General features: G+C 46.8%; 26 protein-coding genes. 24 read left to right on the plus strand and 2 right to left on the minus strand.

Annotated elements, in window-relative coordinates; genetic code table 11:
* Nucleotides 1–12 precede the first annotated feature (12 nt).
* Both QZT80_RS21860 and QZT80_RS21865 read left to right on the plus strand, forming a co-directional pair.
* On the plus strand, nt 13–825 hold the full coding sequence (locus tag QZT80_RS21860) for an alpha/beta hydrolase (protein WP_295127247.1): 813 nt from the start codon (nt 13–15) through the stop codon (nt 823–825).
* Complete coding sequence (locus QZT80_RS21865) at nt 822–1,967, plus strand: glycosyltransferase (RefSeq protein ID WP_295127250.1); 1,146 nt, start codon at nt 822–824, stop codon at nt 1,965–1,967. The genes QZT80_RS21860 and QZT80_RS21865 overlap by 4 nt, the downstream gene beginning before the upstream one ends.
* Before the next feature lie 51 nt (nt 1,968–2,018).
* Here QZT80_RS21865 and QZT80_RS21870 read toward each other — a convergent pair whose 3' ends face one another.
* Nucleotides 2,019–3,014, minus strand: coding sequence for a hypothetical protein (locus tag QZT80_RS21870; protein ID WP_295127253.1), 996 nt, complete (start codon nt 3,012–3,014; stop codon nt 2,019–2,021).
* 750 nt (nt 3,015–3,764) lie between these two features.
* Between QZT80_RS21870 and QZT80_RS21875 the strand changes: the two genes are divergently transcribed.
* The 21 genes from QZT80_RS21875 (at nt 3,765) to QZT80_RS21975 (ending at nt 22,930) form a co-directional block, all read left to right on the plus strand.
* Complete coding sequence (locus tag QZT80_RS21875) at nt 3,765–4,910, plus strand: ABC transporter permease (protein WP_295127256.1); 1,146 nt, start codon at nt 3,765–3,767, stop codon at nt 4,908–4,910.
* Between the two features lie 71 nt (nt 4,911–4,981).
* The gene (locus tag QZT80_RS21880) at nt 4,982–5,407 is read left to right on the plus strand and encodes a hypothetical protein (RefSeq protein WP_295127258.1); all 426 of its coding nucleotides are present in this window, start codon (nt 4,982–4,984) and stop codon (nt 5,405–5,407) included.
* 102 nt (nt 5,408–5,509) lie between these two features.
* On the plus strand, nt 5,510–6,586 hold the full coding sequence (locus QZT80_RS21885) for a glycosyltransferase (RefSeq protein ID WP_295127261.1): 1,077 nt from the start codon (nt 5,510–5,512) through the stop codon (nt 6,584–6,586).
* A gap of 55 nt (nt 6,587–6,641) precedes the next feature.
* The gene (gene gldC / locus QZT80_RS21890) at nt 6,642–6,992 is read left to right on the plus strand and encodes a gliding motility protein GldC (protein WP_295127263.1); all 351 of its coding nucleotides are present in this window, start codon (nt 6,642–6,644) and stop codon (nt 6,990–6,992) included.
* Between the two features lie 68 nt (nt 6,993–7,060).
* Nucleotides 7,061–7,513 carry a GatB/YqeY domain-containing protein gene (locus QZT80_RS21895; protein ID WP_295127266.1) on the plus strand — a complete coding sequence of 151 codons (453 nt, stop codon included), beginning with the start codon at nt 7,061–7,063 and terminating at the stop codon, nt 7,511–7,513.
* 2 nt (nt 7,514–7,515) lie between these two features.
* Nucleotides 7,516–8,055 (plus strand): CvpA family protein, encoded by a 540-nt coding sequence (locus QZT80_RS21900; protein WP_295127268.1) that lies wholly within the window; start codon nt 7,516–7,518, stop codon nt 8,053–8,055.
* A 75-nt stretch (nt 8,056–8,130) separates the two neighbouring features.
* Entirely contained in the window at nt 8,131–8,889 is a 759-nt protein-coding gene (locus QZT80_RS21905; RefSeq protein ID WP_295127271.1) for an alpha/beta hydrolase, read from the plus strand.
* Nucleotides 8,890–9,054: 165 nt separating this feature from the next.
* The gene (locus QZT80_RS21910) at nt 9,055–9,726 is read left to right on the plus strand and encodes a CBS domain-containing protein (RefSeq protein ID WP_295127274.1); all 672 of its coding nucleotides are present in this window, start codon (nt 9,055–9,057) and stop codon (nt 9,724–9,726) included.
* 39 nt (nt 9,727–9,765) lie between these two features.
* The gene (locus tag QZT80_RS21915; RefSeq protein WP_295127276.1) at nt 9,766–11,190 is read left to right on the plus strand and encodes a BamA/TamA family outer membrane protein; all 1,425 of its coding nucleotides are present in this window, start codon (nt 9,766–9,768) and stop codon (nt 11,188–11,190) included.
* A 27-nt stretch (nt 11,191–11,217) separates the two neighbouring features.
* Nucleotides 11,218–12,117 (plus strand): NAD kinase, encoded by a 900-nt coding sequence (locus QZT80_RS21920; protein ID WP_295127278.1) that lies wholly within the window; start codon nt 11,218–11,220, stop codon nt 12,115–12,117.
* A gap of 98 nt (nt 12,118–12,215) precedes the next feature.
* Nucleotides 12,216–13,031, plus strand: a complete 816-nt coding sequence (locus QZT80_RS21925; RefSeq protein WP_295127281.1) for a DUF6089 family protein — start codon at nt 12,216–12,218, stop codon at nt 13,029–13,031.
* A gap of 175 nt (nt 13,032–13,206) precedes the next feature.
* Nucleotides 13,207–13,968, plus strand: coding sequence for an isoprenyl transferase (locus QZT80_RS21930; protein ID WP_295127284.1), 762 nt, complete (start codon nt 13,207–13,209; stop codon nt 13,966–13,968).
* Nucleotides 13,949–16,684, plus strand: coding sequence for a POTRA domain-containing protein (locus tag QZT80_RS21935; protein ID WP_295127287.1), 2,736 nt, complete (start codon nt 13,949–13,951; stop codon nt 16,682–16,684). Before QZT80_RS21930 ends, QZT80_RS21935 begins: the two co-directional genes overlap by 20 nt.
* Nucleotides 16,685–16,821: 137 nt before the next feature.
* Nucleotides 16,822–17,337: an OmpH family outer membrane protein gene (locus QZT80_RS21940; RefSeq protein WP_295127290.1), complete on the plus strand. Its 516-nt coding sequence runs from the start codon at nt 16,822–16,824 to the stop codon at nt 17,335–17,337.
* A gap of 46 nt (nt 17,338–17,383) precedes the next feature.
* Nucleotides 17,384–17,893 carry an OmpH family outer membrane protein gene (locus tag QZT80_RS21945; RefSeq protein WP_295127293.1) on the plus strand — a complete coding sequence of 170 codons (510 nt, stop codon included), beginning with the start codon at nt 17,384–17,386 and terminating at the stop codon, nt 17,891–17,893.
* A gap of 29 nt (nt 17,894–17,922) precedes the next feature.
* Nucleotides 17,923–18,432 carry an OmpH family outer membrane protein gene (locus QZT80_RS21950; RefSeq protein ID WP_295127296.1) on the plus strand — a complete coding sequence of 170 codons (510 nt, stop codon included), beginning with the start codon at nt 17,923–17,925 and terminating at the stop codon, nt 18,430–18,432.
* Nucleotides 18,433–18,619: 187 nt separating this feature from the next.
* A complete protein-coding gene (gene rpmH, locus QZT80_RS21955) occupies nt 18,620–18,775 on the plus strand; it encodes a 50S ribosomal protein L34 (protein WP_012788729.1) in 156 nt (51 codons plus the stop codon).
* A gap of 28 nt (nt 18,776–18,803) precedes the next feature.
* The gene (locus tag QZT80_RS21960) at nt 18,804–19,196 is read left to right on the plus strand and encodes a ribonuclease P protein component (RefSeq protein ID WP_295128110.1); all 393 of its coding nucleotides are present in this window, start codon (nt 18,804–18,806) and stop codon (nt 19,194–19,196) included.
* Nucleotides 19,197–19,233: 37 nt separating this feature from the next.
* The gene (yidD, locus tag QZT80_RS21965; protein ID WP_295127311.1) at nt 19,234–19,467 is read left to right on the plus strand and encodes a membrane protein insertion efficiency factor YidD; all 234 of its coding nucleotides are present in this window, start codon (nt 19,234–19,236) and stop codon (nt 19,465–19,467) included.
* Nucleotides 19,468–19,499: 32 nt separating this feature from the next.
* Nucleotides 19,500–21,158 (plus strand): S41 family peptidase, encoded by a 1,659-nt coding sequence (locus tag QZT80_RS21970; protein WP_295127314.1) that lies wholly within the window; start codon nt 19,500–19,502, stop codon nt 21,156–21,158.
* Between the two features lie 386 nt (nt 21,159–21,544).
* Nucleotides 21,545–22,930, plus strand: coding sequence for a Gfo/Idh/MocA family oxidoreductase (locus QZT80_RS21975; RefSeq protein WP_295127317.1), 1,386 nt, complete (start codon nt 21,545–21,547; stop codon nt 22,928–22,930).
* 57 nt (nt 22,931–22,987) lie between these two features.
* Here QZT80_RS21975 and QZT80_RS21980 read toward each other — a convergent pair whose 3' ends face one another.
* Nucleotides 22,988–23,593, minus strand: coding sequence for a superoxide dismutase (locus QZT80_RS21980; protein ID WP_295127320.1), 606 nt, complete (start codon nt 23,591–23,593; stop codon nt 22,988–22,990).
* A gap of 338 nt (nt 23,594–23,931) precedes the next feature.
* On the opposite strand from QZT80_RS21980, the gene QZT80_RS21985 reads away from it, so the two are divergent.
* A complete protein-coding gene (locus tag QZT80_RS21985; protein WP_295127323.1) occupies nt 23,932–24,633 on the plus strand; it encodes a LuxR C-terminal-related transcriptional regulator in 702 nt (233 codons plus the stop codon).
* Nucleotides 24,634–24,761 lie beyond the last annotated feature (128 nt).

Consider the following 24,761-nt stretch of genomic DNA (forward strand, 5'->3'; position numbering starts at 1 on the left):
TCTTATTTAACAATGTCTTCATTTTTCATTCCATATGGCCACAGCAGGTTTCACGGTGTAATCACCGGTAAAGGACCGCAATTGCTGATATGCCTGCATGGTTTTGGAGAAAGCGCTGCGCACTTTAACTGCCTGGAGGAGGAATTGGGCAATATATTTACCATCGTATCGTTAAACATGCCTTTTCACGGCGAAACGGAATGGAAAGAGCAGCGTGACTTCGATAAAGACGATCTGGAAGCATTGGTAAAAAAAATATTAGAGCGCCAGGGCAAACAAAATTTCTCCTTAATGGGTTATAGTATGGGTGGGCGACTGGCGTTATGTATTGTAGAGAAGATGGCTGATCGTATCGAAAACCTTTTACTGGCAGCTCCCGATGGATTAAAGAATAACCCCTGGCACATGTTGGTTACGCAAACACGCTGGGGAAACAGATTATTTAAACACACTACGTACCATCCTGCTTTTTTCTTTCGCCTGCTCACACTGTCGAACAGATTCGGACTGATAAACCAAAGCGTATACAAGTTCGCTTTTTTCAGCATGGATAAACTGGAGAAACGGGAACTCGTGTACACCGTATGGACATCTCTGAGGCGTATGATGCCCAATAAGAGAAGATGTAAAAAACTGATTGCAACACATAAGATAGACACCTTAATGTTCTTCGGGAAGTTCGACCGTGTTATACCACCGTCGTTAGGCTATCACTTTTCTGATGGCTCGTTCCCGTGCAAAATTATCGTGTTAAACAAAGGACACCAGTTACTATCCGAATCGCTGGGCGCCATTATCAAAAATAATATCAAGACCGAAAGATGAATGCATTGTTGATTACTATACTGGCGCTGGCGTTGTTATATGGCGTGTTGATGCTTACCTATTTTTATGGCTGGCAGCAACTCGAAATATTTTCTCCTTCCGCTCATTCCACCCCGGGTACCACCAGGGTTTCTGTTATTATTCCCGCACGCGACGAAGCGGCTAATCTGCCCGCATTGTTGCTCGCTTTACAGCAGCAAACCTATCCCGCCCATCTTTTTGAAGTAATAGTGATAGATGATTTTTCAGAAGATGCTACTGCGGACGTGGTGCGCAACTTTCCCGCTTCCAATGTAAAGCTGCTGCAGTTATCCGCTCATCTTGATAAAACGCAGCGTCTTAATTCCTATAAAAAGAAAGCCATAGAACTGGCTATCGAACAGGCTTCCGGCGATCTAATACTTACTACCGATGCCGATTGTGTGATGGGTGCAAAGTGGATACAAACATTCGTGAGTTGTTACGAAACATCCTATCCTAAGTTCATAGCGGCTCCCGTCAGTTTTTATAAAGAAGATAATTTCTTCAAACATTTTCAGTCGCTCGACTTTATGACCATGCAGGGTATTACCGGTGCGATGGCCTATCTGAAGAGCGGTACCATGTGTAACGGCGCTAACCTGGCGTACGAGAAAAAGGCGTTTTATGAAGTGGGTGGTTTTATTGGGATAGATATGATCGCATCAGGCGATGATATGTTGCTGATGTATAAAATTTATCATGCTTATCCCGATGGTGTGGTATACATCAAAAGTGAAGAAGCGATTGTACGTACATTGCCCGTTGATGATTTTCCATCTTTTATGAACCAGCGCATCCGCTGGTCGTCAAAGGCCGATAAGTACGAAGACAAACGTATTACGCGTGTACTGGCGCTGGTATATTTCTGGAATGTAGCGTTGCTGGTACTGGCTGTTGCCGCTTTTTTTGTACCCGGGTTATGGTGGTGGTTACTTTGGCTGATGATATACAAGATCTGCGTGGAACTTTTGTTCCTCGGGCCAGTGGCTAAATTTTTCGATAAAGTATCGTTGCTTCCTTCCTTTATACCAGGGCAGCCGTTCCATATTCTTTATGTAATAGCTGCGGGCTGGCTCGGTAAATTTGGTTCCTATAAATGGAAGGGGCGCACCGTTAAATAATGGGGCCGGCAGTTGCGTTTTGTGCGGCCGCAACCACCGGCCTTTTAGGGGTTAGATCTTTTCAGAGAAGGTCCATTTACCGGTGGCAGACTCGGTTACATGTACCTGGTAACGCGCGGTGTCAGAAAAGCTCCAGTCCATATTTGCACGCATCCATGCACGCAAAATAACCACGTATCTTTCCAGTTCGGCATTAATAATTTCACTGAAATAAGGTAGCTCCTTAGAAAGTTTGATAAAGCGTTCGATTTCCGCATCGTGCATGCGGGCGGTTTCGTCCAGTGCCTCGTCCAGCGACAGGCCCCGTTCTTCTTTAAGTACCAGCACCAGGTTGTGTACATCTCCATGGCGCCTTTCCTTATCGAACGAAAATATATCGTTAGCCCAGCACACAACGTTGTTACAGGCCAGCGATAATTGTTTAACGGTTTCATGTGCGTACACACGTTCGGGTAAATAAATCTTTTCAACAATTTCGATCAGTTCAATGTCAGCGAACAACGCGCCGGTGTATGGGCGTTTTTCGATGTAGTCTGCTACAGACGGGCTTTCTTGCCTGATACGGTTGCCTGCTTCCCAAATACAGGCGTCCAGGTAATCTTTCATGCTTTGGGCAAAACGTTTTTGCCATGCAGGGCTGCTGATCTTTCTCATTCTCGACCATAAGTCCGCAAAACTCTCAGTGAGCGAACTGACCTCCTTCGGGGCAATTACCATCTTGTTATCAAGAATGGCCATTACAGCGGAATAGATCATGTCTAAGAAATCCATTTTACCGAACATGGACTCGTCATTTTTGTCGTCCAGTAAAAATAACCAGGTGTTAAACTCGGCCGCGATAAACAGTTCTTTGCGGCCTGCTGTGGGAAATGCTCTCGATGATAATGCTGCGAATTTTGCACGCCTGAAACGTTCCTTTGCCTTTTCTGTTTGTACTAATCCGAATTGCTGTACCCACATGGTATCGTGGTTATCTGCTTCCTCAGCGAAACGGTTGATGGAAGAGGGGAACGGGCAGAAAATCTGCGGTAATTGAATTACTGGCATAGCATTAATTTTTAATGGTTAACGAATAAAAAATTGCACAAAAAGGTTACTGTCCCTTTTTTGATATAAAAAGCGGGTAGTTGTTTGTCTTATGCGATAAATAAATGAGTGGCAGGCTGTCTTTCCTGTCTTTTAATAGTTACTGTCTTTAGTTTACGTGAATACCAAAGGGCTGGCTGTGCGCCATCCTTCAATTTTTACATCATTGGTTACAACAAAAATTGACAGGCTGTGTCTCCTGTCTTTTAATAGTTACTGTTCAAACTGTGTCTTTTGTTTACGAGAATACTAAAGGGCTGGCTGCGCGCCATCCTTTAATTTTTACATTATTGGTTACAAATAAATTGGCAGGCTGTGTCTCCTGTCTTTTAATAGTTACTGTAAAGCCGTCTTATCATTAAAATACTGTTAGAAAAAAGGCTGTGTCTGATCAATTATTTATAGGTTAAATGGCATAGCTGTGTCATGATATTAATTTAGGCCATTTTGTGAGAATAACACATACAATTTTTGTGTGCCGCCGCAATGAAGCAGTTCTATTATACGGGCACTGCTAATGGTTTGCAGTGGTGCTACTAAAAACCAGTGCAGTGGCACTGCCGTATAGTCGATGCCGTTATTTGTTATGCGAGTGTAAAAACTTTTGAGGATCAATAAGATGCGTCTGCTATATCACACGAACGTTCGTTGGTGTGTTCCCGGATTTTAAAAATTATAAATTATGGACAGCATTATTTAAACTTGCAAACTATGTCGGAAACACCGGGTCAAACATCTTTTTCGCAGCAGGCGTGGCGCAGGTTAAAGCGCAACAAGGGCGCTATGGCAGGGCTGGTAGTGATAGGCATGGCCATCCTTACCGGTATTTTCGCCTATTTCCTGGCACCCGACGGCTCGCCGTTTGCCAATGAAATGGTGTTGGAAGTAAGCGGGCAAAAGCCCGGCTTTACCGTGCAGATGCTGGCGGTACGTAAACCACAGGCAGTGGAGCGTAAAGGTTTTTTTCATAGGATGATGTATGGGCAGGAGTCGGAGTATACCTACATTCCCATCCGCAGTTATAAAATAACAGGTACAGATATTATCATACAAAAGTATGTAGATGAGGAAACCAGCCTGGAGGAGCGTCATCCCATACAGCAGGTGCTTTACGGTAAAGTAACCGGTGCTGCCAGTGCTGCCGGCGTTGCAGCAGTCCGGGAGCGGGTTATTACCCGCACTTACCGCCTTGGCTCCGACAAATTTGGCCGCGACATCCTCAGCCGTTTGCTGGTAGGTATTCGTGTAAGCCTTAGTGTGGGTTGCATTGCAGTAGTCATTTCTTTATCCATCGGTATTTTCATGGGCGCCATTGCCGGGTACTTCCGTGGTATGGCCGACGAAGTGATCATGTGGCTGATTAACGTGATTTGGTCGGTGCCTACGTTGTTACTGGTGTTCGCGATTACGCTGGCGTTGGGCAAGGGGTTCTGGCAGGTATTTATCGCGGTGGGTTTAACCATGTGGGTAAGCGTGGCCCGTATCATCCGCGGGCAGGTGTTGGGTATCAGGGAATTACAGTACGTAGAGGCTACCAGAGCGCTGGGTTACAGTCACTTCCGCACCATCGCCCGGCATATATTGCCTAACATTCTCGGGCCCGTAATGGTGGTAGCGGCCAGCAACTTCGCCACGGCCATAGTGGTAGAGGCCGGCCTGAGTTTTCTCGGCGTTGGCGTTCAGCCCCCCGAGCCATCCTGGGGACTAATGATCAAGGAAAACTACAATTTTATCATTACCCATAACCCACTGCTTGCCCTCGCACCCGGTATAGCCATTATGATACTGGTGCTGGCATTCAACCTGTTAGGGAATGGTTTGCGCGATGCCATGGATGTAAAAGGAAAAATAGCCTAGTTTTGCACCGACTTTTAATTGCGAGTTATTAATAATTATTATAATTTTAGAGTAATCTTATAACTGAATATATGCGACTTAAGCCATATCTGATAGCGACCCTTTGCGTTTTCGCCCTTTCGTTTGCTGCCTGCAAAAAGAGTAAAAAGGGTGGTAGTACCAATAACCCCTCTGAAGAAGATCTGAAAGTTGAACTTGTTGGTGTGGTAGCTTCCCCTACCGCAAACGTTTCTCAGGGCCCCACTTTCCCCTTTTCCGTGAAGGTAACCAGCAAAATGCCGGCAAGTGGTGTTAAGATTGGTGTAGAAGCCGTGGTGATCTTCAGTAATGTATCGGTTCCGCAAAACGCAGCGATCGTAAGTTCCGCCGCCACTACCGAAGTAACGGTAAACAACCTGCCGAGCATGAACGAGGTGCGTGTAAAGGTAACCGTGACCTCCGAAACCAAACCCACGAACAAAAAGGAGTTTGAGTTCATCGTCTTCAATAAAGTGTAATCAGCAATTTCGCTATATAAAGCCCTGGCCATTGGCCGGGGCTTCTTTTTTGGCACCGGCAGATCAAATCCTTTTTCATTTTTACGTACGTTTGCAGGCACTATGCGTATTGTAATTCTGGCATCCGGCCTTGTAGCCGATAGTCCGGCCGATACCGGCCATGTGTATTGGGATTTCCTGTATGCCCTCAGCAATCAGCGTCCGGACGATCAGTTCGTGCTGGTGCTGGACAAGCCTTACCATAAAAAGTTCCCGCTGCCCGCCAATGTTACACTGGTCGAGAAAAACGTGGGCACCGCCTACATTTCGTGGTGGTGGTTCCGGAATTATACCTGGCCTTCGCTCATTAAGAAGTACCAGGCCGACCAGGTGATGGTGGTCGACGATGTGCTGCCGTTGAAAGCCGGGGTACCTGCCTGGCTGTTGCTGTTCCATAACAAGAAAGCAGTAGCGGGTGGCGATGCGAAGAAGTTCCTGGGTAACTATAAAGGCATTTTCACCGTATCGGATTATCTGAAACAGGCGGTGGTAGACAAGTTTCCCGCTTTTGAAGCAGGCATTAAGGTGCTGCCTCCGGGTAACCTTTCCGCTATTCGCCCCGTACAGTGGGAAGACAGGGAGGAATTTAAACGGGAATTTACCGGCGGCGTGGAGTACTTCGCGGCCGTGGGTACTTTTCATCCGGACAATAATATCATGCCCCTGCTCAAGGCCTTCTCCAAACTAAAAGGACGCCTGCACAGCAATATAAAACTCGTTATTGCCGGGCGGGCCACCGCTGCAGGTAATGCGATTGCCGAATCGCTGGCCTCGTACCGTTTCCGCGACGACGTGGTTTGGATAAAAGACGCCAATGTACACCAGTTGAGCCGGCTGATCGCCTCGGCCTATGGCCTGGTGCATGTGGCCACGGTTGAAGGGGTAGCCCTGCCCATTCTGGCAGCGCAGCGTGCCGAGGTGCCAGTGGTCGCTTTTGATACCGATGTTGCACGGGAAGCAGGTGGTGATGCGGCACTGTACGCCGAAGCAGACGACATTACAGGGCTGGCCGAGCAGATGGGGGCGCTTTATAAAGATGAGATGTTACGTAACCGCCTGCTGGCCAATATTCCACCGCTGCCCGAAAACGCCAGTTGGGACGGGTTTGCAGCCTCCGTATGGCAGGTAATCACGCAATAGGTGCCAGTCATCAACAATTAACACTATTTTTGCCGTTCAAAATCAATAAAGAGAGATGAGTAAAACTTCTACCATCCAGATTCAGGTAGGATTGGATGATAACCGGGTTCCGGAAAAAATAGAGTGGGACGCTACAGATAAAAGCGCGGAGCGTATGAACAAAGCCAAAGCAATGATGCTGGCTTTCTGGGATGGTGAGGAAAAAACAGCGATGCGCATCGACCTCTGGACAAAACAAATGATGGTGGACGAAATGGCCGATTTCTTTTTCCAGACGTTAATGACCATGGCCGATACTTTCCAGCGTGCAACGCCATATCATGATATGAGCAACGATCTCAGGGCCTTCGCCAAAGATTTCAACAAGAAGTTTGAGGAAAAACTGAAGCAACAGGAAAAGCAATAAGGAAAAAAATTGCATCTTACGTAACTTTCCCCATCTGTTAACCGGGATACAGCTTAAAACAAATCTTTATGCCATTAGAACAAACCATAAACGACGCCATTAAAACCGCCATGCTGGCCAGGAATGAAATAGACCTGCGCAGTCTCCGTGCTATTAAGGCGGCCATATTAGTGGCAAAAACCTCAGAAGGCGCCAATGGTGAAATTTCTGAAGCAGACGAGCTGAAGCTCCTGCAAAAACTCGCTAAACAAAGAAAAGACTCCCTCGATATTTTTCGTCAGCAGAACCGTGAAGACCTGGCAGTGAAAGAAGAAGAGGAACTGGCGGTAATAGAACGTTATCTTCCCAAACAAATGGACGAAGCAGAAGTGCGTACCATACTGGCTGGCATTATTGCGCAGGTAGGCGCTTCCGGTCCCGGCGATATGGGCAAGGTAATGGGTGTTGCCACCAAACAACTGGCAGGTAAGGCTGACGGTAAAGTAGTTTCCGGGCTGGTAAAAGAACTGCTGGCTAAGTAAACATGGCCATCGATATCATTTTCGCCATTATCCTGGTATTTGCTATTTACAGGGGATTTACCCGTGGTCTTATTGTGGCCGTGTTCTCCTTTGTAGCCTGTATGATCGGGATGGCAGCAGCGCTGAAATTATCGTCTACCCTGTCTGTATACCTGCAGGAGCATGCCAACATCCATACCCGCTGGCTGCCTGTCATCAGTTTTGTATTGTTGTTCGTGGGCGTGGTACTGCTTATAAGGCTGGGGGCCAACCTGTTAGAGAAGATGGTGGAGTTGGTGCTGTTAGGATGGGTAAATAAGCTGGGCGGCATATTGTTATACACAACGATATTTATTATAATTTACAGTGTAATGTTGTGGATAGCCAATCAGTTATACTGGTTAAGTCCTGAAACGAAACTGCAATCTGTAGTATACCCTTACATAGAGGGGATTGGTCCCTGGGTGGTAGAGCATATAGGCAGGGTATTACCTTTCTTCCGGGGCATATTCAGCGACCTGGAAGCATTCTTTGAAACAGCCGCTTCGCAAACTTCTGCATAGATTGCTCGCTTCAAAGAGTATTTAAATTAAGAAAAAGAATTATTTTAGCGCAAAATTGACTTTTAAGCTTAGGCGATGGATTACGAAATCAAAACAGAGGGTAAGTTTAAATTCGTGGAGGAAGGAGAAGGCGAACCACTGATATTACTGCACGGGCTTTTTGGCGCATTGAGTAATTTCAGGGACCTGGTGGAGTATTTCAGGAAATCTTACAGGGTAGTGGTGCCGCTTTTGCCGCTATTCGATCTTAATATCCTCGATACATCGGTAGGCGGGCTGGCAAAATATGTACACAAGTTCCTGGAAACACGTAACTATACGAATGTTCACCTGATGGGCAACTCGCTCGGAGGGCATGTAGGGCTTGTATACATCCTCAAACACCAGGAAAACGTTAAATCGCTTATTCTCACCGGCAGCTCGGGTTTATTCGAGAACGGTATGGGTGAAACATATCCTAAAAGAGGCGATTACGAATACATTAAGAAAAAGACGGAACTCACCTTTTACGATCCGGCCACTGCTACCAAAGAACTGGTGGACGAAGTGTTTGATATCGTAAATAACAGGCTGAAGGTGATCAAGATTATTGCGCTGGCTAAATCGGCCATCCGTCACAATCTTGGCGAGGAGTTGATGGATATTACCGTACCAACCTGTCTTATCTGGGGCCAAAACGATACTATTACGCCACCTATGGTGGGCGAAGAGTTCAAAAAGCTCATACCCAATTCGGAACTTCACTTTATCGATAAATGCGGCCACGCCCCTATGATGGAGCAACCAGCCGAATTTAACGCCATCCTGGAGACCTTCCTTTCAAAGCTGAAATAATAAGTACCGCACCGTACCGTTATTAATTTGCCGACAGGGGCTTTATCCTTTGCATTTACACCTGCATCAGTTACCGCTATGCCATTTCGTGCAGGTTGTCGTAATTTTTACAAGGTAGTTTTCTGCGTTTGGAATATTCTTTGTTATTATTGCAGTACAATCCAAATGAACATTATGCTGGCCCAGGAACTCATATCATCTGTAGTACCGGTGTTGCACCCGATGGATACCGGCGCCAAAGCTTTACGTTTGATGAACGAATATCATCTTACGCAACTGCCTATGGTAACAGATAACAAGTACGTTGGGTTGGTTGAAGAAGATGATATTATCGACTGGGAAGATCCGGACCTGTTGCTCGAAACCGCGGCCGGGTCAGTGTTTAAACCTGCTGTACTCGAAGGTGCGCACTTCTATGAAGCCCTTAAATTGTTTCATGACTTTAAGTTATCTGCCTTACCCGTAGTTACCCGCGAAAATGAGTACCTCGGCGTAATTACCAAAGATAACATGCTGGCGATGCTGGCCATGTACAATGGTGTAAAAGAACCCGGCGGACTGGTAGTACTGGAGGTAGGTCCACGTGATTACAGCCTGGCAGAAATTGCCCGTATTGCGGAATCCAACGACGTTACCCTGCTTTCTGTAAATACAATCACAAATCCCGGCTCCGGCAAACTGGAAATTTTACTAAAAACCAACCGCCAGGACTTGCAGAACCTAATCGCCACCTTCGAACGTTTTAACTACACGATTAAATACACTTTCAGTGAAGAACTGGAAGAAGACCTGGTGAAAAAGAATTACGACCTCCTCATGAGCTATCTCAGCATGTAATTCCCTTTATTCAAACTGTTATATTTTCGTTGCCGCAGCATGCACAAAGTGTACTACATTCTTTTGATATGCCTGCTGGCGGGAGCTTTATTTCCCTGCCGGGCACAGTCGCCGGTAATCGCACAACCTCTGCAGGTGGTGAGCGACGATGGGTATATCGTAGTGCGGCACATCCTCGTATCGGGCAATAAGAAAACACGGACCTCCATTATTCTTCGTGAAATAGGCACCGTGCCCGGCGATACCATCCGGCTGAAAGAATTGTCTGCCACCCTGGAATCGCGGAGGAAACAATTACTTAACACCTCTCTTTTCCTGAACGTTACCGCCAACGTAAAAAACTGGACAGGCAACGATGCCGATATCGAATTTGAAGTTTGGGAAAGATGGTACACCTTCGCCTTCCCTATTTTCAAACTGGCCGACAGGAACTTTAACCAGTGGCTGGTAGAGCAAAAGGGCAGTCTGGACAGGGTAAACATAGGCGTAAAAGTGTTCCAGGACAACCTTACCGGCCGCAACGATGAAATTAAGGCCGACTTACAGATCGGTTACACCCAGCGGCTGATGCTTAGCTACGACCTGCCATACATCGACAAACGTTACCGCCACGGGGCGGGCATTATATTTTCATACAGCCGTAATCGTGAAGTAAACGACAGCAGCAACGAAAACAAGCAACACTTTTTCCGGCAGGACGATTTCCTGCGCCGTAACTTTTCTGCCGGCCTCAGTTACACCTATCGCCGCGCCATCAACACCAAACAGCAGGTATACCTTACCTATAATGAAGAATCAGTGAGCGATTCGGTAGTATTTATGAACCCCGAATACCTGGGCGATGGCCGTAAAAAAGTAAGATTCCTGAACCTCCTGTACCGGATTACCTACGCCAATGCCGACAGTTGGACCTTTCCGCTGAAAGGTGTTTACCTGCAGGCCGAGGTGGAGAAGACCGGGATAGGGCCATTGAGTGATATCGATTACATACGTTTTCGCGTCAGGGCCGCCAAATACTGGCAGTTGTTCCCGAAAACCTACGGCGCACTGGGCATCAGGGCACAGGCCAAACTGTCGGACGACCAGCCCTATTTTGCGCAAAAGGCCATGGGGTATGGTGAAGATTATTTAAGGGGATACGAATACTATGTAGTGGATGGCACCAGCTTTGCGATATTTAAGTCCACTTTACGCCAGGAGCTGCTGAACATGAAAGTGCGCTTACCCATGGTGCCCCGCAAATTCAGCCAGTTACCCATCCGCATATTTGCAAAAACGTATGCCGATGCCGGTTATACTTACAGCAGGTATCCAGGCAACGGGTTTCTCAATAACCGCATGCTGTACAGCGGCGGGGCCGGATTTGAACTGGTTACTTTTTACGATACCAGCATCCGGTTCGAATACAGTGTTAACCAGTTAGGCGAAAAAGGACTATTTTTACACGCTAAGCTGGACATGTAAACCGTAAACTCCAACTAATTTCAACGCATGCAGATTGCTATTTACAGCAGGGGATTTAACCAGGACGACATAGATGACATCAGGTTATTGCTGGGAGAATTGCTGCGGCAGGAAATAACGCCTGTAATATTTGAACCTTTTTACAAAGAACTGCTGCCTCATATTGAGTTGGACCGTGAAGTAGATACGTTTTCGTCAGCGGCAGGCCTTACCGGTAAAGTGGAATTCCTGATCAGTTTGGGGGGCGATGGTACCCTGCTGGATACCGTAGCCTTTGTGCGGGATAAGGACATTCCTGTGCTGGGCGTAAACTTCGGCCGTCTGGGTTTTTTAGCCACCACCGGCCGCGAAGACATTCACCAGTTGGTAGATGCGTTGGTAGCCCGTAACTACGTGGCAGACGAACGTTCGCTTATCCACCTCGACGCCAGCATTCCTTTATTCGGGGATGTGCCTTATGCACTCAACGAGTTCACCATTCACAAAAAAGATACTTCCGCGATGGTAAAGGTGCACACCTACCTGAACGGCGAGTTTTTGAATACTTACTGGGCAGATGGTCTGATCGTGGCCACGCCTACCGGCTCTACAGGTTATTCGCTGAGTTGCGGTGGCCCCATTGTATTTCCGGAGGCCAGCAACTTTGTGATTACCCCGGTAGCCCCTCACAACCTGAACGTAAGGCCCCTGGTGGTGCCCGACGACCAGGTAATATCATTCGAGATAGAAGGGCGTAGCGACCAGTTTATATGCACACTCGACTCGCGGATGGAGATTATCGACAATCGTGTGCAGCTGGCGGTGAAGAAAGAAGCTTTTTCTATTAAACTGCTCCGGCTTAACGAGGCCAACTTCCTGCATACCCTGCGCAATAAACTGCTTTGGGGTATCGATACCCGTAACCGGGGAGAGGCAAGGCGTCGTTAATCCATACCAAAATCCCTTATTTTGCGTTTTTAGTCTTGTTTATGCGTCATCCGATCAATTACCACTTGCAGCGATTACGGGCCTTAGGCTTGGGAATAATGATTTTTTGCCTCGCGGGCGGTACAGCCCGGGCGCAACAAGAGCTTACCTATACCGGGGAGCTGGGTTTCACTGTTGGCGGTGCGCACTACTTCGGCGATATCAACACCCGGTATGCCGTTAATGCCATTAAACCCACCGTAGGCATTTATTACCGCAAATACTTCAACGACTACGTGGGTGCCAGGCTGCACTTCCGTTATGCGCAACTGGGTTACTCCGATGTTTACAATACCAACGACTTCCAGAAAAGCAGGAACCTGAGTTTCAATACCGATATTTACGAGCTGGCTGCCCAGGGTGACTTCAACTTCTTCCAGTTTGAGCCCGGCAGCACCGAATACCGCTTTACGCCCTATTTTACCGGGGGCATGTCTATTTTCCATCATAACCCGTACGCGATGTACCAGGGCACAAAATATTTTTTGCAGCCTATGCACACGGAGGGGCAGGGAAGCGCCGCATATCCCGATCGTAAGGAGTACAGCCGTATTTCCTACGCTTACCTCATTGGCGGGGGGGTAAAGTATAACATCAACGCCCGTCTGAACCTGGGTGTAGAAGTGCTGTACCGGTTTACAGGTACCGATTACCTTGATGATGTGAGTACCACCTACATCGGGGTAGAGAACTTTGCCCTTACGCCGGCTGGCACTCCTTCCATGGCCGCCATTTTGCAGGATCGCTCTTCAGCCGTGGGAGAAACGATCGGCGTGGCTGGCAGGCAACGGGGAAACAGTCGCGACAGGGATCATTTTGCCTCCATAGAAATAACATTTGGCATCCTGTTTACTTCATATAGATGTAAGTTCTGATAAGCCCGTCCATTGGGCCTTTGCGCGTTACGTAGATAAAGAAAATTTAACGTTTCCTACACTCTTCCGTTAAAACTACGTTAAAACACCTCCCTCTTCTTGGCGGGTAGCGTCATAAAGGTATTTTTGTATCTTTGCACACTTTTAGTAAATCTGTATTAACACGCCTACATACATGAGTTTGAAGGATCAATTAGACCTGCAACGGTTGCCGCGTCACATTGCCGTTATAATGGACGGAAACGGTCGTTGGGCAAAAGAGCGCGGTCAGGACCGGTTGTATGGGCATCACGAAGGGGTAGAAAGTGTGCGGAATGTTGTAGAAGCCTGTGCCGAATTAGGAGTAGGGTATCTTACCCTTTATGCCTTTTCTACCGAAAACTGGGACCGTCCCATGTATGAAGTGAACGGCATTATGGAGTTGCTCGTAAATACTATCCGTAAGGAAGTAGCTACGCTTTCCAAAAATAATATCCGGTTACATGTAATCGGCGATATGGATATGCTTCCAGGCAACGCCCGCCAGGAAATGGAGGAGGCCATGAGCATAACCGAAGAAAATACCGGGTTAAACCTGGTAATGGCGCTTAGCTACAGTGCCCGTTGGGAAATTGTACGCGCGGCCCAAAACATTGCGAAAGATACCCGCGATGGCAAATTAAGACCTGAGGACGTAACACCAGAGGTCTGGGAAAAATACCTGTGCACCGCAAAAATCCCAGACCCCGAATTAATGATAAGGACAAGTGGAGAATGCCGTATCAGTAACTTTTTACTTTACCAGTTGGCTTATGCAGAGCTGTATTTCACCAATACGCGCTGGCCTGACTTTCGGAAAGAGAACCTATACGAAGCCATCCTAAATTTTCAAACCAGAGAACGTCGTTTTGGCAAAACAAGCGACCAAATACAGCAGAATGAAGAAATTGTTTCCTAAAAGCTTACTGGCCATAGTGTTATGTTGCAGTGCCGGGATGAGTGTGTCCGCCCAACAGAAGGATACCATCCCTCCCCCTGTAAAACGGCCTGAGGCTATTCCCTTAGATCTTGGAAGTGCTCAACAGTATGAAATCGCCGACATTGCCATCTCTGGTACCCAGTTCCTGGATAAGCAACTGCTTATTTCACTTTCAGGATTAAATGTGGGAGATAAAGTGATCCTGCCAGGTGACCACTTCTCCAAAACAATTTCCACCCTTTGGTCGCAACGCTTCTTTTCCAACATCGCTATCTACATCAATAAAATTGAAGATGGTAAAATATGGCTGGAAATAGAACTTACAGAAAAGCCTCGTATGAGCAGCTTCGAATTCAAAGGCATTAAAAAAGCTGAGAAAGATGAGCTGGTAACTAAAATAGGCCTGCGCAAGGGAAGCGTGGTAACGGAAAGCCTGAAACAGAACGCTGTTAGCCAGATCCGTATTTACTACGCGGACAAAGGTTTCCGCAACGCTACTACCAGGGTAGAAGAAATTACGGACCCTAAACAACAGAACAGCGCAGCCGTTATTTTCCATGTATCCAAAGGACAAAAGGTGCGTGTAAATAACATTCATATCGTTGGTAACGACAATATCGCGGATAACAAACTCAAAAAGAAAATGAAGGGCACGAAGGAGATGAGCCGCCTTACCCTTCACCCGGACGATAAAACGGTGTATGTAGACAGCAACGAGGTTAAACCGGAGTACTGGAAGGAAATGGGTTTCCTTTCCGCTACCAAAACTCTCGAAGCTCTTGACCCCTACTTCCGCTTTCACGTTTTCGCCAACTCTAAGTTTAACGACGCAAAATATTTTGAGGATAAAGAGAAGCTGGTGAGCTATTACAACTCCCAGGGTTATCGCGATGCCGTAATCGTTCGCGATACTACTTATCCTTCTTACCGTAACAACCTCAATATCGATATCCAGGTAGAAGAGGGTAAGAAATATTACTTCGGTAATATCGTATGGAAAGGTAACAGCGTATACAGTGACTCGGTACTGGCCCGCATCCTCAGTATTAAAAAAGGCGACATTTATAACCTGGAATTGCTTGAAAAGCGCCTGGGTAAACAAATGAGCCCGGAGGGTGGTGATATTACCGGTTACTATATGGACTTTGGTTACCTCTTCTTCCGTATCGACCCTGTGGAGATCGGCATCCGTGGAGATACCATCGACTACGAGATCAGGATGGTGGAAGGTCCGAAAGCGACCATCAATACCATTAGCCTCGAGGGTAACGAAAAAACGAACGACCACGTGGTGATCCGCGAACTGCGTACACTGCCTGGCGAAGATTTCAGCCGTGCAAACCTTATCCGTTCGCAGCGTGAGATTTCCAACCTCGGTTTCTTCGATCCGGAGAAAATTGGTATTAATCCGGTGCCTAACGCCAGCAATGGTACGGTAGACATCGACTACTCTGTAGTAGAAAGGGCGAACGACCAGTTGGAACTGTCGGCAGGCTGGGGTGGTTATATCGGTCTTACCGGTACACTCGGTGTTACCTTTAATAACTTCTCGATTAAAAACTTCTTCCGTAAAGAAACCTGGGACCCATTACCAAGCGGCGACGGTCAGAAATTATCTGTACGTATTTCGTCGAACGGTAAAGCGTACCGCTCTTATAACTTCTCTTTCACTGAGCCGTGGCTGGGTGGTAAAAAGAGAAACCCGTTCTCTGTAAGCTTCTACAGCACTTATCAAAACCCGAACGCTTACGCAGAGTACTACAACCAAACCGTAAGCAATCCCGGCGCTTACTTCCGCGTACTGGGTGGTTCGGTATCACTGGGTAAACAGCTGAAATGGCCGGATGACTATTTCTCCCTGATGTACTCTGTGAACTACCAGCGTTATAAGTTGAAAGACTTTAACTATTTCAATATCGCAGGTTTCGACAACGGTATTTCTAATAACCTTAGCTTACGTATCACTTTAGCGCGTTCTTCTGTAGACCAGCAGATTTTCCCACGCAGTGGTTCCAGCTTTATGCTGTTCGGCCAGTTCACACCTCCTTACTCTGCATTTGATAAGGAAAGGAATTACAAAGCCGAGCCGATTAAAGATCAGTTTAAATTTATCGAGTACCAGAAATACCGCCTGAATGCGGAATGGTATGTTCCGCTGACCAAACCAATGGGCTCCGACAACAAATCACTGGTACTGAAAGTGGCTACCAAATTCGGTTACATCGGAAGTTATAATAACAGAACAACACTTTCTCCGTTCGGACGTTTTGAACTGGGTGGTGATGGTTTGAGTAACTTTGCGGTATATGATCGTGATATCATCTCTCAGCGTGGTTATCCTTTGTACTACACCTCTAACCCGAAACTGAACCCGGAAAGCGGTCAGCCGGCTGGTTACCAGGGTTTCACCATATTCAACAAATATGTGATGGAAGTACGTTATCCGTTCAGTCTTAACCCAAGCTCCACGATCTTCGGTCTGGCGTTTGTTGAAGCAGCCAACGGTTACCGCGACTTTAAGGAATACAATCCGTTCCGCCTGCGCAGATCAGTAGGTTTGGGCGCACGTTTCTACCTGCCGATGTTTGGCCTGCTAGGTTTCGACTACGGTATTGGTTTAGACAGGCTTAAACCAGGTGGTGGATTGAAAGATGCGGCTAAATTCACCTTCATGCTGGGCTTCGAGCCAGAATAATGAAGATGGACGAAAAATGGAATGCTGATTTTTTCAAATTATTATATATTGCGAATCCCTGGGGCGGTGTTAGAACGAACGTGTGATATAAGGCTTGGGGCATGGTATTTGCAATTTCGACCCTCAAAACGCATACAATGAAGAAAATTTTTATCACGGCAGCTATATTGTTGTCCACTGTAATAGCAGCGCAGGCGCAGCGTTACTGTGTGATCGACACGAAATATATACTCGAAAGCATTCCTGAATACAAGGAGTCGCAAACTAAACTGGACGCTGTTGCAGACCAATGGCAAAAGGAAATAGATGCGAAGTTCCAGGAGGTAGATAAGATGTACAAGTCTTACCAGGCCGAGCAGGTAATGCTTACAGAGGAATTGAAACGCAAAAGGGAAGATGAAATAGTAGCAAGGGAAAAGGATGCTAAAGACCTTCAGAAAAAGAGGTTTGGCTACGAAGGGGATTTGTTCAAAAAGAGAGAAGAGCTGGTGAAACCGATACAGGACCGTATTTACAATGCCGTGCAAAAAATGGCGGCGAGCCGTATGTACGATTTTATACTCGACAAATCGGGTGGTATCACCGTGATCTTTGCCGATCCTAAACTGGATAAGAGCGAGGATATACTTAAGTCCCTTGGCGTTAAAAAGTAACCTTAAACCAATATTTTATCTAAACAACAACTAAGTGAACAACATCATGAAGAAGTATGTAATTATCGCTCTCGTTGCGTTTACCGCTATGGTTAGCGTGAAGGCATCGGCGCAAGGCAAAATTGCGCACATCAGTGCGTCCCAGTTACTGCAGCTCATGCCTGAAGCGCAGACTGCGTCTAAGCAACTGGAGGAGTATGCCGCCGGTCTCGAGAAGGAACAGCGTGCATTGGTAGATGAGTACACTAAGCAAATGCGTTCTTTTGACTCCCTGGCTGCTAAAATGACACCAGCGGTGCAGGAAACCAAAGCAAAAGAAATACAGGCAACACAGAAAAGGATCCAGGATTTCAACGCCGGTGCAGAAACTAAAGTCGGCGAAAAGAAACAGGAATTATTAAAACCGGTTCTCGACAAGGCTAAAAAAGCGATCGAAGACGTAGCTAAAGAAAAAGGTTATGCTTACGTAATCGACAATTCAGAAGGCCTTTTGCTGGTGTTTCCAGCGGCGGACGACCTGATGGCGCCCGTTAAAACGAAACTCGGAATTAAATAATCTCTCCCTATACTCATAAACTTTATACCATGAAGAAATACGCATTTATCGCAGCCGTTGCATTTGCCGGTTTATTCAGCATCAACGCGAGCGCACAGTCAAAAGTAGCGCACATCAACTCTCAGCAACTGGTAGAGGCTATGCCCGACGCTAAAGTAGCTCAGACAAAGATTCAGAAGTTTGCAGATACACTGGATACTGATTTCACGCAGATGAAAGAAGAACTGCAGGCACAGGCTAAAGACCTGGAAGCTAAACGCGCTACCATGAGCCCTAACCTCATCGAGGTTAAGACCAAACAACTGCAGGATATGAACCAGAACATCCAGTTGTTCCAGCAGAGCGCTCAGCAGCAGATCGAGCAGAAACAGGCCGAAGTAATGAAACCTGTGATCGATAAAGCTAAAAAAGCGATCGAAGATGTAGCTAAAGAAAAAGGTTATACTTACGTAATCGATACTTACCAGGGTCTGTTGCTCGTTATGCCTGCTGGCGACGACATTATGCCCCTCGTTAAAGCGAAACTGGGTATCAAATAGTTAGCTCATTTACTGAGCGAAAAAGGGAAGCGGACCCGTTCGTTTCCCTTTTTTATTTTTTAAGGGCAAAAGAGCTTTGATATTTTAAATAATTTCTGTTACCTTTGCCTTCCGTTTTAAAACGGGGTTATTGTATCCTGTCCTGGTGGATGGGTTAATTAGTACAGGAAAAAAATAAAAAAATAAGATGAAACGTACTTTTCAACCGCACAACAGACGCAGAAAGAGCGTTCACGGTTTCAGAAAGAGAATGGAAACTGCTAACGGCCGTAAAGTATTGGCGTCTCGCAGGGCTAAAGGAAGAAAGAAACTTACTGTTTCTGACGAACGCAAGCTGAAATAATCTGTATTAGCATAAATACAACTGTATCATAAAAACTTATTCTTTTAACAAGGAAGAAAGGTTAAAGAGCAGGAAACTGATTGAAACGCTTTTTCGAAAAGGAAAAGCGTTTTCTGTTTTTCCGTATCGCGTGATTTTTATGCCTGCTACCCTGCCTACACAAAAGTATCCTGTGCAGGCAGGGTTTACAGCCTCGAGCCGCAACTTTCCCCACGCGGTAGACCGTAACCGCATCAAACGCCTTGGCCGCGAATGCTGGCGCCTGCAGAAGCAGGAGCTGTACGACTCCCTCCAGGGCCGCCAGATGGCTGTTTTTTTCATCTATACCGATAAGAAAATAGCCGACTTCCCCACCCTGCACCATAAATTTTCGGTAATTTTAAATCGTTTGCAGAAAGAATTTGCGGCCGAAGGCAAATAATGCCTCACCGGCCTTAACCAAACAAACGATCTGTTCAATGAGGCGCTTTTTGATTTTGCTGGGTTACCCGTTTATTTTTCTCATTAAAGTATACCAATGGTGCATTTCCCCGTTATTAGGAGGTAGTAAATGCCGGTATACGCCCACCTGCTCGCAGTATGGTTTGGAAGCATTCCGCAAATACGGCCTTTTTAAAGGATCATACCTTACCGCCAAACGTATTCTTTCATGTAATCCCTGGGGAGGCCATGGTTACGACCCGGTACCCTGATCCATTCACCTTATTTATTTTAAATCGAACCTATGAGGAATCGTAATAAGATAGTGGCCGTCTCCCTGCTGATACTCAGTATCGGTCTTACAGCCTTCTCCGATAACGACAAGTACTTCCAGATTGCCAAGAACCTCGATATTTTCGCCGCTTTCTACCGCGAGCTGAATACTTACTACGTAGACGACCTGCAGGCCGATAAACTCATGCAAAAGGGCATAGAGGCCATGTTGGAAGAAACCGACCCTTACACCGATTTCGTACCCGAAGAAAACCTGGACGACCTGAAGTTTATGGCCACGGGTAAATATGGCGGTGTTGGCATATCTATTTACACCCGCGGCGATTCTACCGCCGTTACGGACGTGTATGAAGGCAGTCCCATGCACAAGGCAGGCATACGTGCCGGCGACATAATCCTGAAGCTGGACGATAAAAGCGTAAAAGGCTGGGAGCAGGAGGATATTAGCCGCCAGCTGAAAGGCAATGCCGGTACTCCACTTAGTATGACGGTACGCCACCCGCTTACCGCTGAAGTGAAAACCGTAAATATCCACCGGGAAGAGATAGCCGTGCGCCCGGTAAGTTTTTATGGGATGCTTAAATCGGGGGTAGGTTATATTAAGATGACCCAGTTCACCGAAAACAGCGCCCACTTCGTACAGGAAGCTTTCGAGAAACTGAAAGCGGCCAACCCCACTATGAAAGGTGTAATACTCGACCTGCGTGGTAACCCCGGCGGTTTGCTGGAAGAAGCAGTAGCCGTGTCCAACATATTCATCGATAAAAATAAACTGATCGTAAGCACCAAAGGCAAAGTGAAAAACTGGGACCGCGAGTACCGTACCGGTCAACAGGCCTCGGATATACAACTGCCGCTGGTAGTGCTTACCAGCCATACTTCGGCCTCCGCTTCGGAAATAGTAGCAGGTGCTGTGCAGGATCTGGACCGTGGTGTAGTGGTTGGCCAGCGTTCTTACGGTAAAGGCCTCGTGCAAACCACACGTCCGCTGCCTTACAATGCCAAACTGAAAGTAACCACCGCAAAGTATTATACACCGAGCGGCCGTTGCATACAGGCCATCGACTACTCGCACCGTAACCAGGATGGCGAGGCAGACGAGGTGCCCGATAGCTTACGTAAATCGTTTGTAACACAGGCTGGTCGCCCGGTAAAAGATGGCGGGGGAATTGAGCCGGATGATAAAACAGAGCAGCGCGTATTAAGCCAGGTGGCGATCACGCTGTTACGCAGGCAATACATTTTCGACTATGCCACGCAATACTTCTACGCACATTCAAAAACACCGCTGGTAGCCGAATTCAAACTCAGCGACGATGAGTTCGAAGACTTTGTGCGTTACCTCGATGGTAAGGATTACAGTTATAAAACGCGTAGCGAAGAAGCATTAGAAAGCTTTAGCAACACCGCCCGTAAAGAGAAGTATTACGATGCAGTAGCTAAAGAATTTGAAGCGCTGCAGGCTAAAATGAAGCACGACAAAAAGCAGGATTTGCTGAAGAATAAAACCGAGATCCGCCAGTTATTGCAGGAGGAAATAATGAACCGTTATTACCTGCAGAAAGGCCGTATAGAAACCAGCCTGGCCTGGGATGGCGATGTGATAGAAGCGGTAAATGTGTTGCAGCAGCCGGCGAAGTACCATGCGTTGCTAACGGTGGCGAAGTAGGTTAAGATATTATATAGGAGAGCCCTGGCTGTATGGCCGGGGCTTTTTTGTTTTATGTTGATGTGAGTGGGCTTTGGTGTTTGTTGTATGCGGTGTATACACGGAGACTGAAGGGAGTGGCCTTTAGTTTGCAGGCGGTACGGGGTTTCATAGCCGCGAAAGTTTGCAGCGGATGCCTAATTTCTATTGTGTGCCCACAGTAGCGGGCATCACTCCGCGCGATGACGATCAGGGAGATGCCGCTGAAGGGAGTGACACAACGGCGGCTGATGAGTATTACTACTGCTGGTCCCACTATTGAAATTAATTATTATGATTTACGAAACGTTTGGGCTAAATTAAGGGTCACGTCATGTATTATTAACCAAGAAAAACGTACCCGAATTATGAATGCGAACGAAATGGAGAAGTCGCGCCGCGGCTTTATAACCAAGGTGGCAAAGGGTTTGGTAGGCGCTACATTGCTGCCGAACATTATTACTGCCGCCGATCGTAAAAGAAACCTGATGCTGCTGTCGCGCGAGAAAACCTATTACAGTCCTAATGATAATATCCAGATTGCGCTGATCGGTGCCGGTGGTATGGGTACGGCGGATGCTAATACTGCTATTACTGTACCTGGTGTGAAACTCGTGGCTGCCTGCGACCTGTACGATGGTCGCCTGGCAGATGCACGTAAGAAGTACGGCAATGATATTTTTACTACCCGCGATTACCGCGAAATATTGGAGCGTAAAGACATTGACGCGGTGATTATTGCTACGCCCGACCATTGGCATAAAGACATTTCGGTGGCGGCCATGAATAAAGGCAAATCTGTTTACTGCGAAAAACCGATGGTACACGATGTAACTGAAGGCCCTGCCGTGGTGGATGCCCAAAGTAAAAACAAAGTGGTATACCAGGTAGGCAGCCAGGGCGTAAGCTCACTCGGTAACGAAAAGGCCCGCCAGCTGCTGAAAGAAGGCGCTATCGGCGAACTGAATTATGCAGAGGGTTTCTGGGCGCGTATGTCGCCCTTCGGCGCCTGGCAATATCCCATTCCGGCCGATGCCTCAGAGAAAACTGTGGGCTGGGACGCTTACTTGTCGAACACGAAGAAGCGTGCATTTGACCCGTTACGCTTTTTCCGCTGGCGTAACTACCGTGATTACGGTACCGGTGTATCCGGCGATCTGTTTGTGCACCTGTTTTCGAGCCTTCACCTGGTTACAGGTTCTATTGGCCCCGAAAAGATCATGGCTACAGGCGGTTTAAGATATTGGAAAGATGGCCGTGAAGTGCCCGATGTTATGCTGGGCATGTTCGATTATCCTAAAACCGATATTCACCCTGCCTTTAACCTTTCGTTACGCGTAAACTTCGTGGACGGTACCGGTGGTACCAACTACCTGCGTATGGTGGGTAGCGAAGGCTCCATGACGGTGGAGTGGGATAAGGTTACTTTATACCGCAATAAAAGTTACGCTGCGGCCGACGATCCTTTACTGCAAACGAAGCAGAGCCAGGCTAATGGTAAACAATACGTGTACGAACGCAAGCAAATGCTGGACCCGGAGAAGCTGGAATATGCAGCAGAAGAAGGTTACAAAGGGGCGCACTTCGATCACTTCTACAACCTGTTTAACGCTATGCGTACGGGAGGTAAGGTAAGTGAAGATGCGTTGTTCGGCTACCGCGCCGCAGCACCCGCGTTGTTGTGTAACGATAGTTACTTCAATAACAAGATCATCTACTGGGACCCGAAAAATCTGAAAACAGTAACAAAGTAAAATAGAAAAGGGAGAAGCAGATCGCTTCTCCCTTTTTCTTACGCGTATATTGACGGTTTATTTAGCTGCGTCGAAACGTTTAGCTACTTCGTCCCACTTAACAACACTCCAGAAAGCGTTGAGGTAGTCGGCACGACGGTTCTGATACTTCAGGTAGTAAGCATGTTCCCATACGTCTACGCCCAGCAGCGGAGTTCCTTTCACTTCAGCCACATCCATCAGTGGATTGTCCTGGTTAGGGGTAGAGCTGATTTCCAGTTTACCGTCTTTTACCAGCAACCATGCCCAGCCGGAACCGAAGCGGGTGATACCGGCTGCATTGAATTTTTCCTTGAAAGCGTCGAAGGAACCGAAAGTGCTGTTGATAGCATCGCCCAGTTTGCCCGAAGGCGCACCACCTGCATTAGCTGCCAGGCTTGTCCAGAAGAAGCTGTGGTTCCAGTGACCGCCGCCGTTGTTACGAACTGCGGGGCTTATTTTGCCTGCAGCAGCTACCAGTTCTTCCAGCGATTTGCCTTCGTTCTCGGTGCCGGCTACAGCTTTATTCAGATTGTCTACATAAGCCTGGTGGTGCTTACCATGGTGAATTTCCATAGTTTGTTTATCGAAATGCGGCTCGAGCGCATCGGAAGCATACGGTAAGCTTGGGAGTGTAAATGCCATGATCCAATTTTTATTGGTTAAAAAAATTCGTTTATGATCTAAAAGTCATCAAATTTAGTACCTAATGCGGGAAATGACAAAACGTTTGTTCGCAGAAACTTATGGATATTTAACGGGCGTAAGCTTTTTTGTAGTAAATTAGAGCATGTAGCCCCTTTTGTTAACTGACCGAAATCTAAGATAAATAAGAAGAGGCTTCCCATACCGATGATGATGGCCAGTGTGCGTTACCTTAAAGTTATATTTACATATAAGTGTTACAACGGTTATTATTGATTTCACTATATTCGTATAGTACAACTCGTTAGTTTCACTATTGTTTGTTTAAAAGATAAAATATGCAGGACAAGGGCACAGCACACAGTGACTCTCCAGATGCGCTGATATCGGAGAATGCACGTTTAAGCAGCCGGTTACAGCACTTCCAATCCATTGTACAGCAAATGCCTGCAATGGTGTACCTTTCTAACATCGACCAAAAATCGGTTACCTGGTGTAACCAGACGATGGCAGATACCATTGGATATACCCTGGAAGAAATTCAGCAGTTAGGCGAGCAGTTTTTTCCCCAGATCATGCATCCGGATGATGCAATGATTACTGCAGTATCCAGCCAGTCGTTCAGGGAAAATAAAAACATATTTGGCGGTGTATTACGCGTAAAGCGGAAGGATACCGATCAATGGTTTTGGGTAGTAGGCCTTGGTTATCCTTTTACATTTGATGAGCAGGGAAATGTAATAGAAGTAATTTGCGTGTTCCTCGACTTCTCATTCGCCATTGATACCAGCAGCCAGATAAGTGAGGCTTTAAGGGATGTGCTTAGAAGAACGAATGAGGACGTGCTTAACAAGTTAACCTCCAGAGAAAAGTTAATCTTTACCCTGGCCGCCCAGGGATTCAATAATAAGGAGATAGCCGAGAAACTCAGTTTGAGTCGCTACACGGTAGAAACCCACCGTAAGAACATCAGGCTGAAATTAAAGGTAAGAAATACATCAGAGCTTGTTGCCCTGGCCAAACAAACAGGATTACAATAACCCGGACATGGCCTATAGTTTGAATTTAGCCCACAATTCTCCATTAATCAGTTGTTTTCGTATTAATTTTTTTTAGATAAAACTCCTGTAATACCCTCGGGAAGCTGGTTTTGACGGCTTATGTTATT

The sequence above is a fragment of the uncultured Chitinophaga sp. genome, assembly GCF_902168175.1.
GTDB lineage: Bacteria > Bacteroidota > Bacteroidia > Chitinophagales > Chitinophagaceae > Chitinophaga.

What these genes read in the sequence shown, in the direction of transcription:
- QZT80_RS21860 (WP_295127247.1), top strand. Translation starts at nt 13, where the DNA reads ATGTCTTCATTTTTCATTCCATATGGCCACAGCAGGTTTCACGGTGTA.
- QZT80_RS21865 (WP_295127250.1), top strand. Translation starts at nt 822, where the DNA reads ATGAATGCATTGTTGATTACTATACTGGCGCTGGCGTTGTTATATGGC.
- QZT80_RS21870 (WP_295127253.1), bottom strand. Translation starts at nt 3,014, where the DNA reads ATGCCAGTAATTCAATTACCGCAGATTTTCTGCCCGTTCCCCTCTTCC.
- QZT80_RS21875 (WP_295127256.1), top strand. Translation starts at nt 3,765, where the DNA reads ATGTCGGAAACACCGGGTCAAACATCTTTTTCGCAGCAGGCGTGGCGC.
- QZT80_RS21880 (WP_295127258.1), top strand. Translation starts at nt 4,982, where the DNA reads ATGCGACTTAAGCCATATCTGATAGCGACCCTTTGCGTTTTCGCCCTT.
- QZT80_RS21885 (WP_295127261.1), top strand. Translation starts at nt 5,510, where the DNA reads ATGCGTATTGTAATTCTGGCATCCGGCCTTGTAGCCGATAGTCCGGCC.
- gldC (WP_295127263.1), top strand. Translation starts at nt 6,642, where the DNA reads ATGAGTAAAACTTCTACCATCCAGATTCAGGTAGGATTGGATGATAAC.
- QZT80_RS21895 (WP_295127266.1), top strand. Translation starts at nt 7,061, where the DNA reads ATGCCATTAGAACAAACCATAAACGACGCCATTAAAACCGCCATGCTG.
- QZT80_RS21900 (WP_295127268.1), top strand. Translation starts at nt 7,516, where the DNA reads ATGGCCATCGATATCATTTTCGCCATTATCCTGGTATTTGCTATTTAC.
- QZT80_RS21905 (WP_295127271.1), top strand. Translation starts at nt 8,131, where the DNA reads ATGGATTACGAAATCAAAACAGAGGGTAAGTTTAAATTCGTGGAGGAA.
- QZT80_RS21910 (WP_295127274.1), top strand. Translation starts at nt 9,055, where the DNA reads ATGAACATTATGCTGGCCCAGGAACTCATATCATCTGTAGTACCGGTG.
- QZT80_RS21915 (WP_295127276.1), top strand. Translation starts at nt 9,766, where the DNA reads ATGCACAAAGTGTACTACATTCTTTTGATATGCCTGCTGGCGGGAGCT.
- QZT80_RS21920 (WP_295127278.1), top strand. Translation starts at nt 11,218, where the DNA reads ATGCAGATTGCTATTTACAGCAGGGGATTTAACCAGGACGACATAGAT.
- QZT80_RS21925 (WP_295127281.1), top strand. Translation starts at nt 12,216, where the DNA reads ATGATTTTTTGCCTCGCGGGCGGTACAGCCCGGGCGCAACAAGAGCTT.
- QZT80_RS21930 (WP_295127284.1), top strand. Translation starts at nt 13,207, where the DNA reads ATGAGTTTGAAGGATCAATTAGACCTGCAACGGTTGCCGCGTCACATT.
- QZT80_RS21935 (WP_295127287.1), top strand. Translation starts at nt 13,949, where the DNA reads ATGAAGAAATTGTTTCCTAAAAGCTTACTGGCCATAGTGTTATGTTGC.
- QZT80_RS21940 (WP_295127290.1), top strand. Translation starts at nt 16,822, where the DNA reads ATGAAGAAAATTTTTATCACGGCAGCTATATTGTTGTCCACTGTAATA.
- QZT80_RS21945 (WP_295127293.1), top strand. Translation starts at nt 17,384, where the DNA reads ATGAAGAAGTATGTAATTATCGCTCTCGTTGCGTTTACCGCTATGGTT.
- QZT80_RS21950 (WP_295127296.1), top strand. Translation starts at nt 17,923, where the DNA reads ATGAAGAAATACGCATTTATCGCAGCCGTTGCATTTGCCGGTTTATTC.
- rpmH (WP_012788729.1), top strand. Translation starts at nt 18,620, where the DNA reads ATGAAACGTACTTTTCAACCGCACAACAGACGCAGAAAGAGCGTTCAC.
- yidD (WP_295127311.1), top strand. Translation starts at nt 19,234, where the DNA reads ATGAGGCGCTTTTTGATTTTGCTGGGTTACCCGTTTATTTTTCTCATT.
- QZT80_RS21970 (WP_295127314.1), top strand. Translation starts at nt 19,500, where the DNA reads ATGAGGAATCGTAATAAGATAGTGGCCGTCTCCCTGCTGATACTCAGT.
- QZT80_RS21975 (WP_295127317.1), top strand. Translation starts at nt 21,545, where the DNA reads ATGAATGCGAACGAAATGGAGAAGTCGCGCCGCGGCTTTATAACCAAG.
- QZT80_RS21980 (WP_295127320.1), bottom strand. Translation starts at nt 23,593, where the DNA reads ATGGCATTTACACTCCCAAGCTTACCGTATGCTTCCGATGCGCTCGAG.
- QZT80_RS21985 (WP_295127323.1), top strand. Translation starts at nt 23,932, where the DNA reads ATGCAGGACAAGGGCACAGCACACAGTGACTCTCCAGATGCGCTGATA.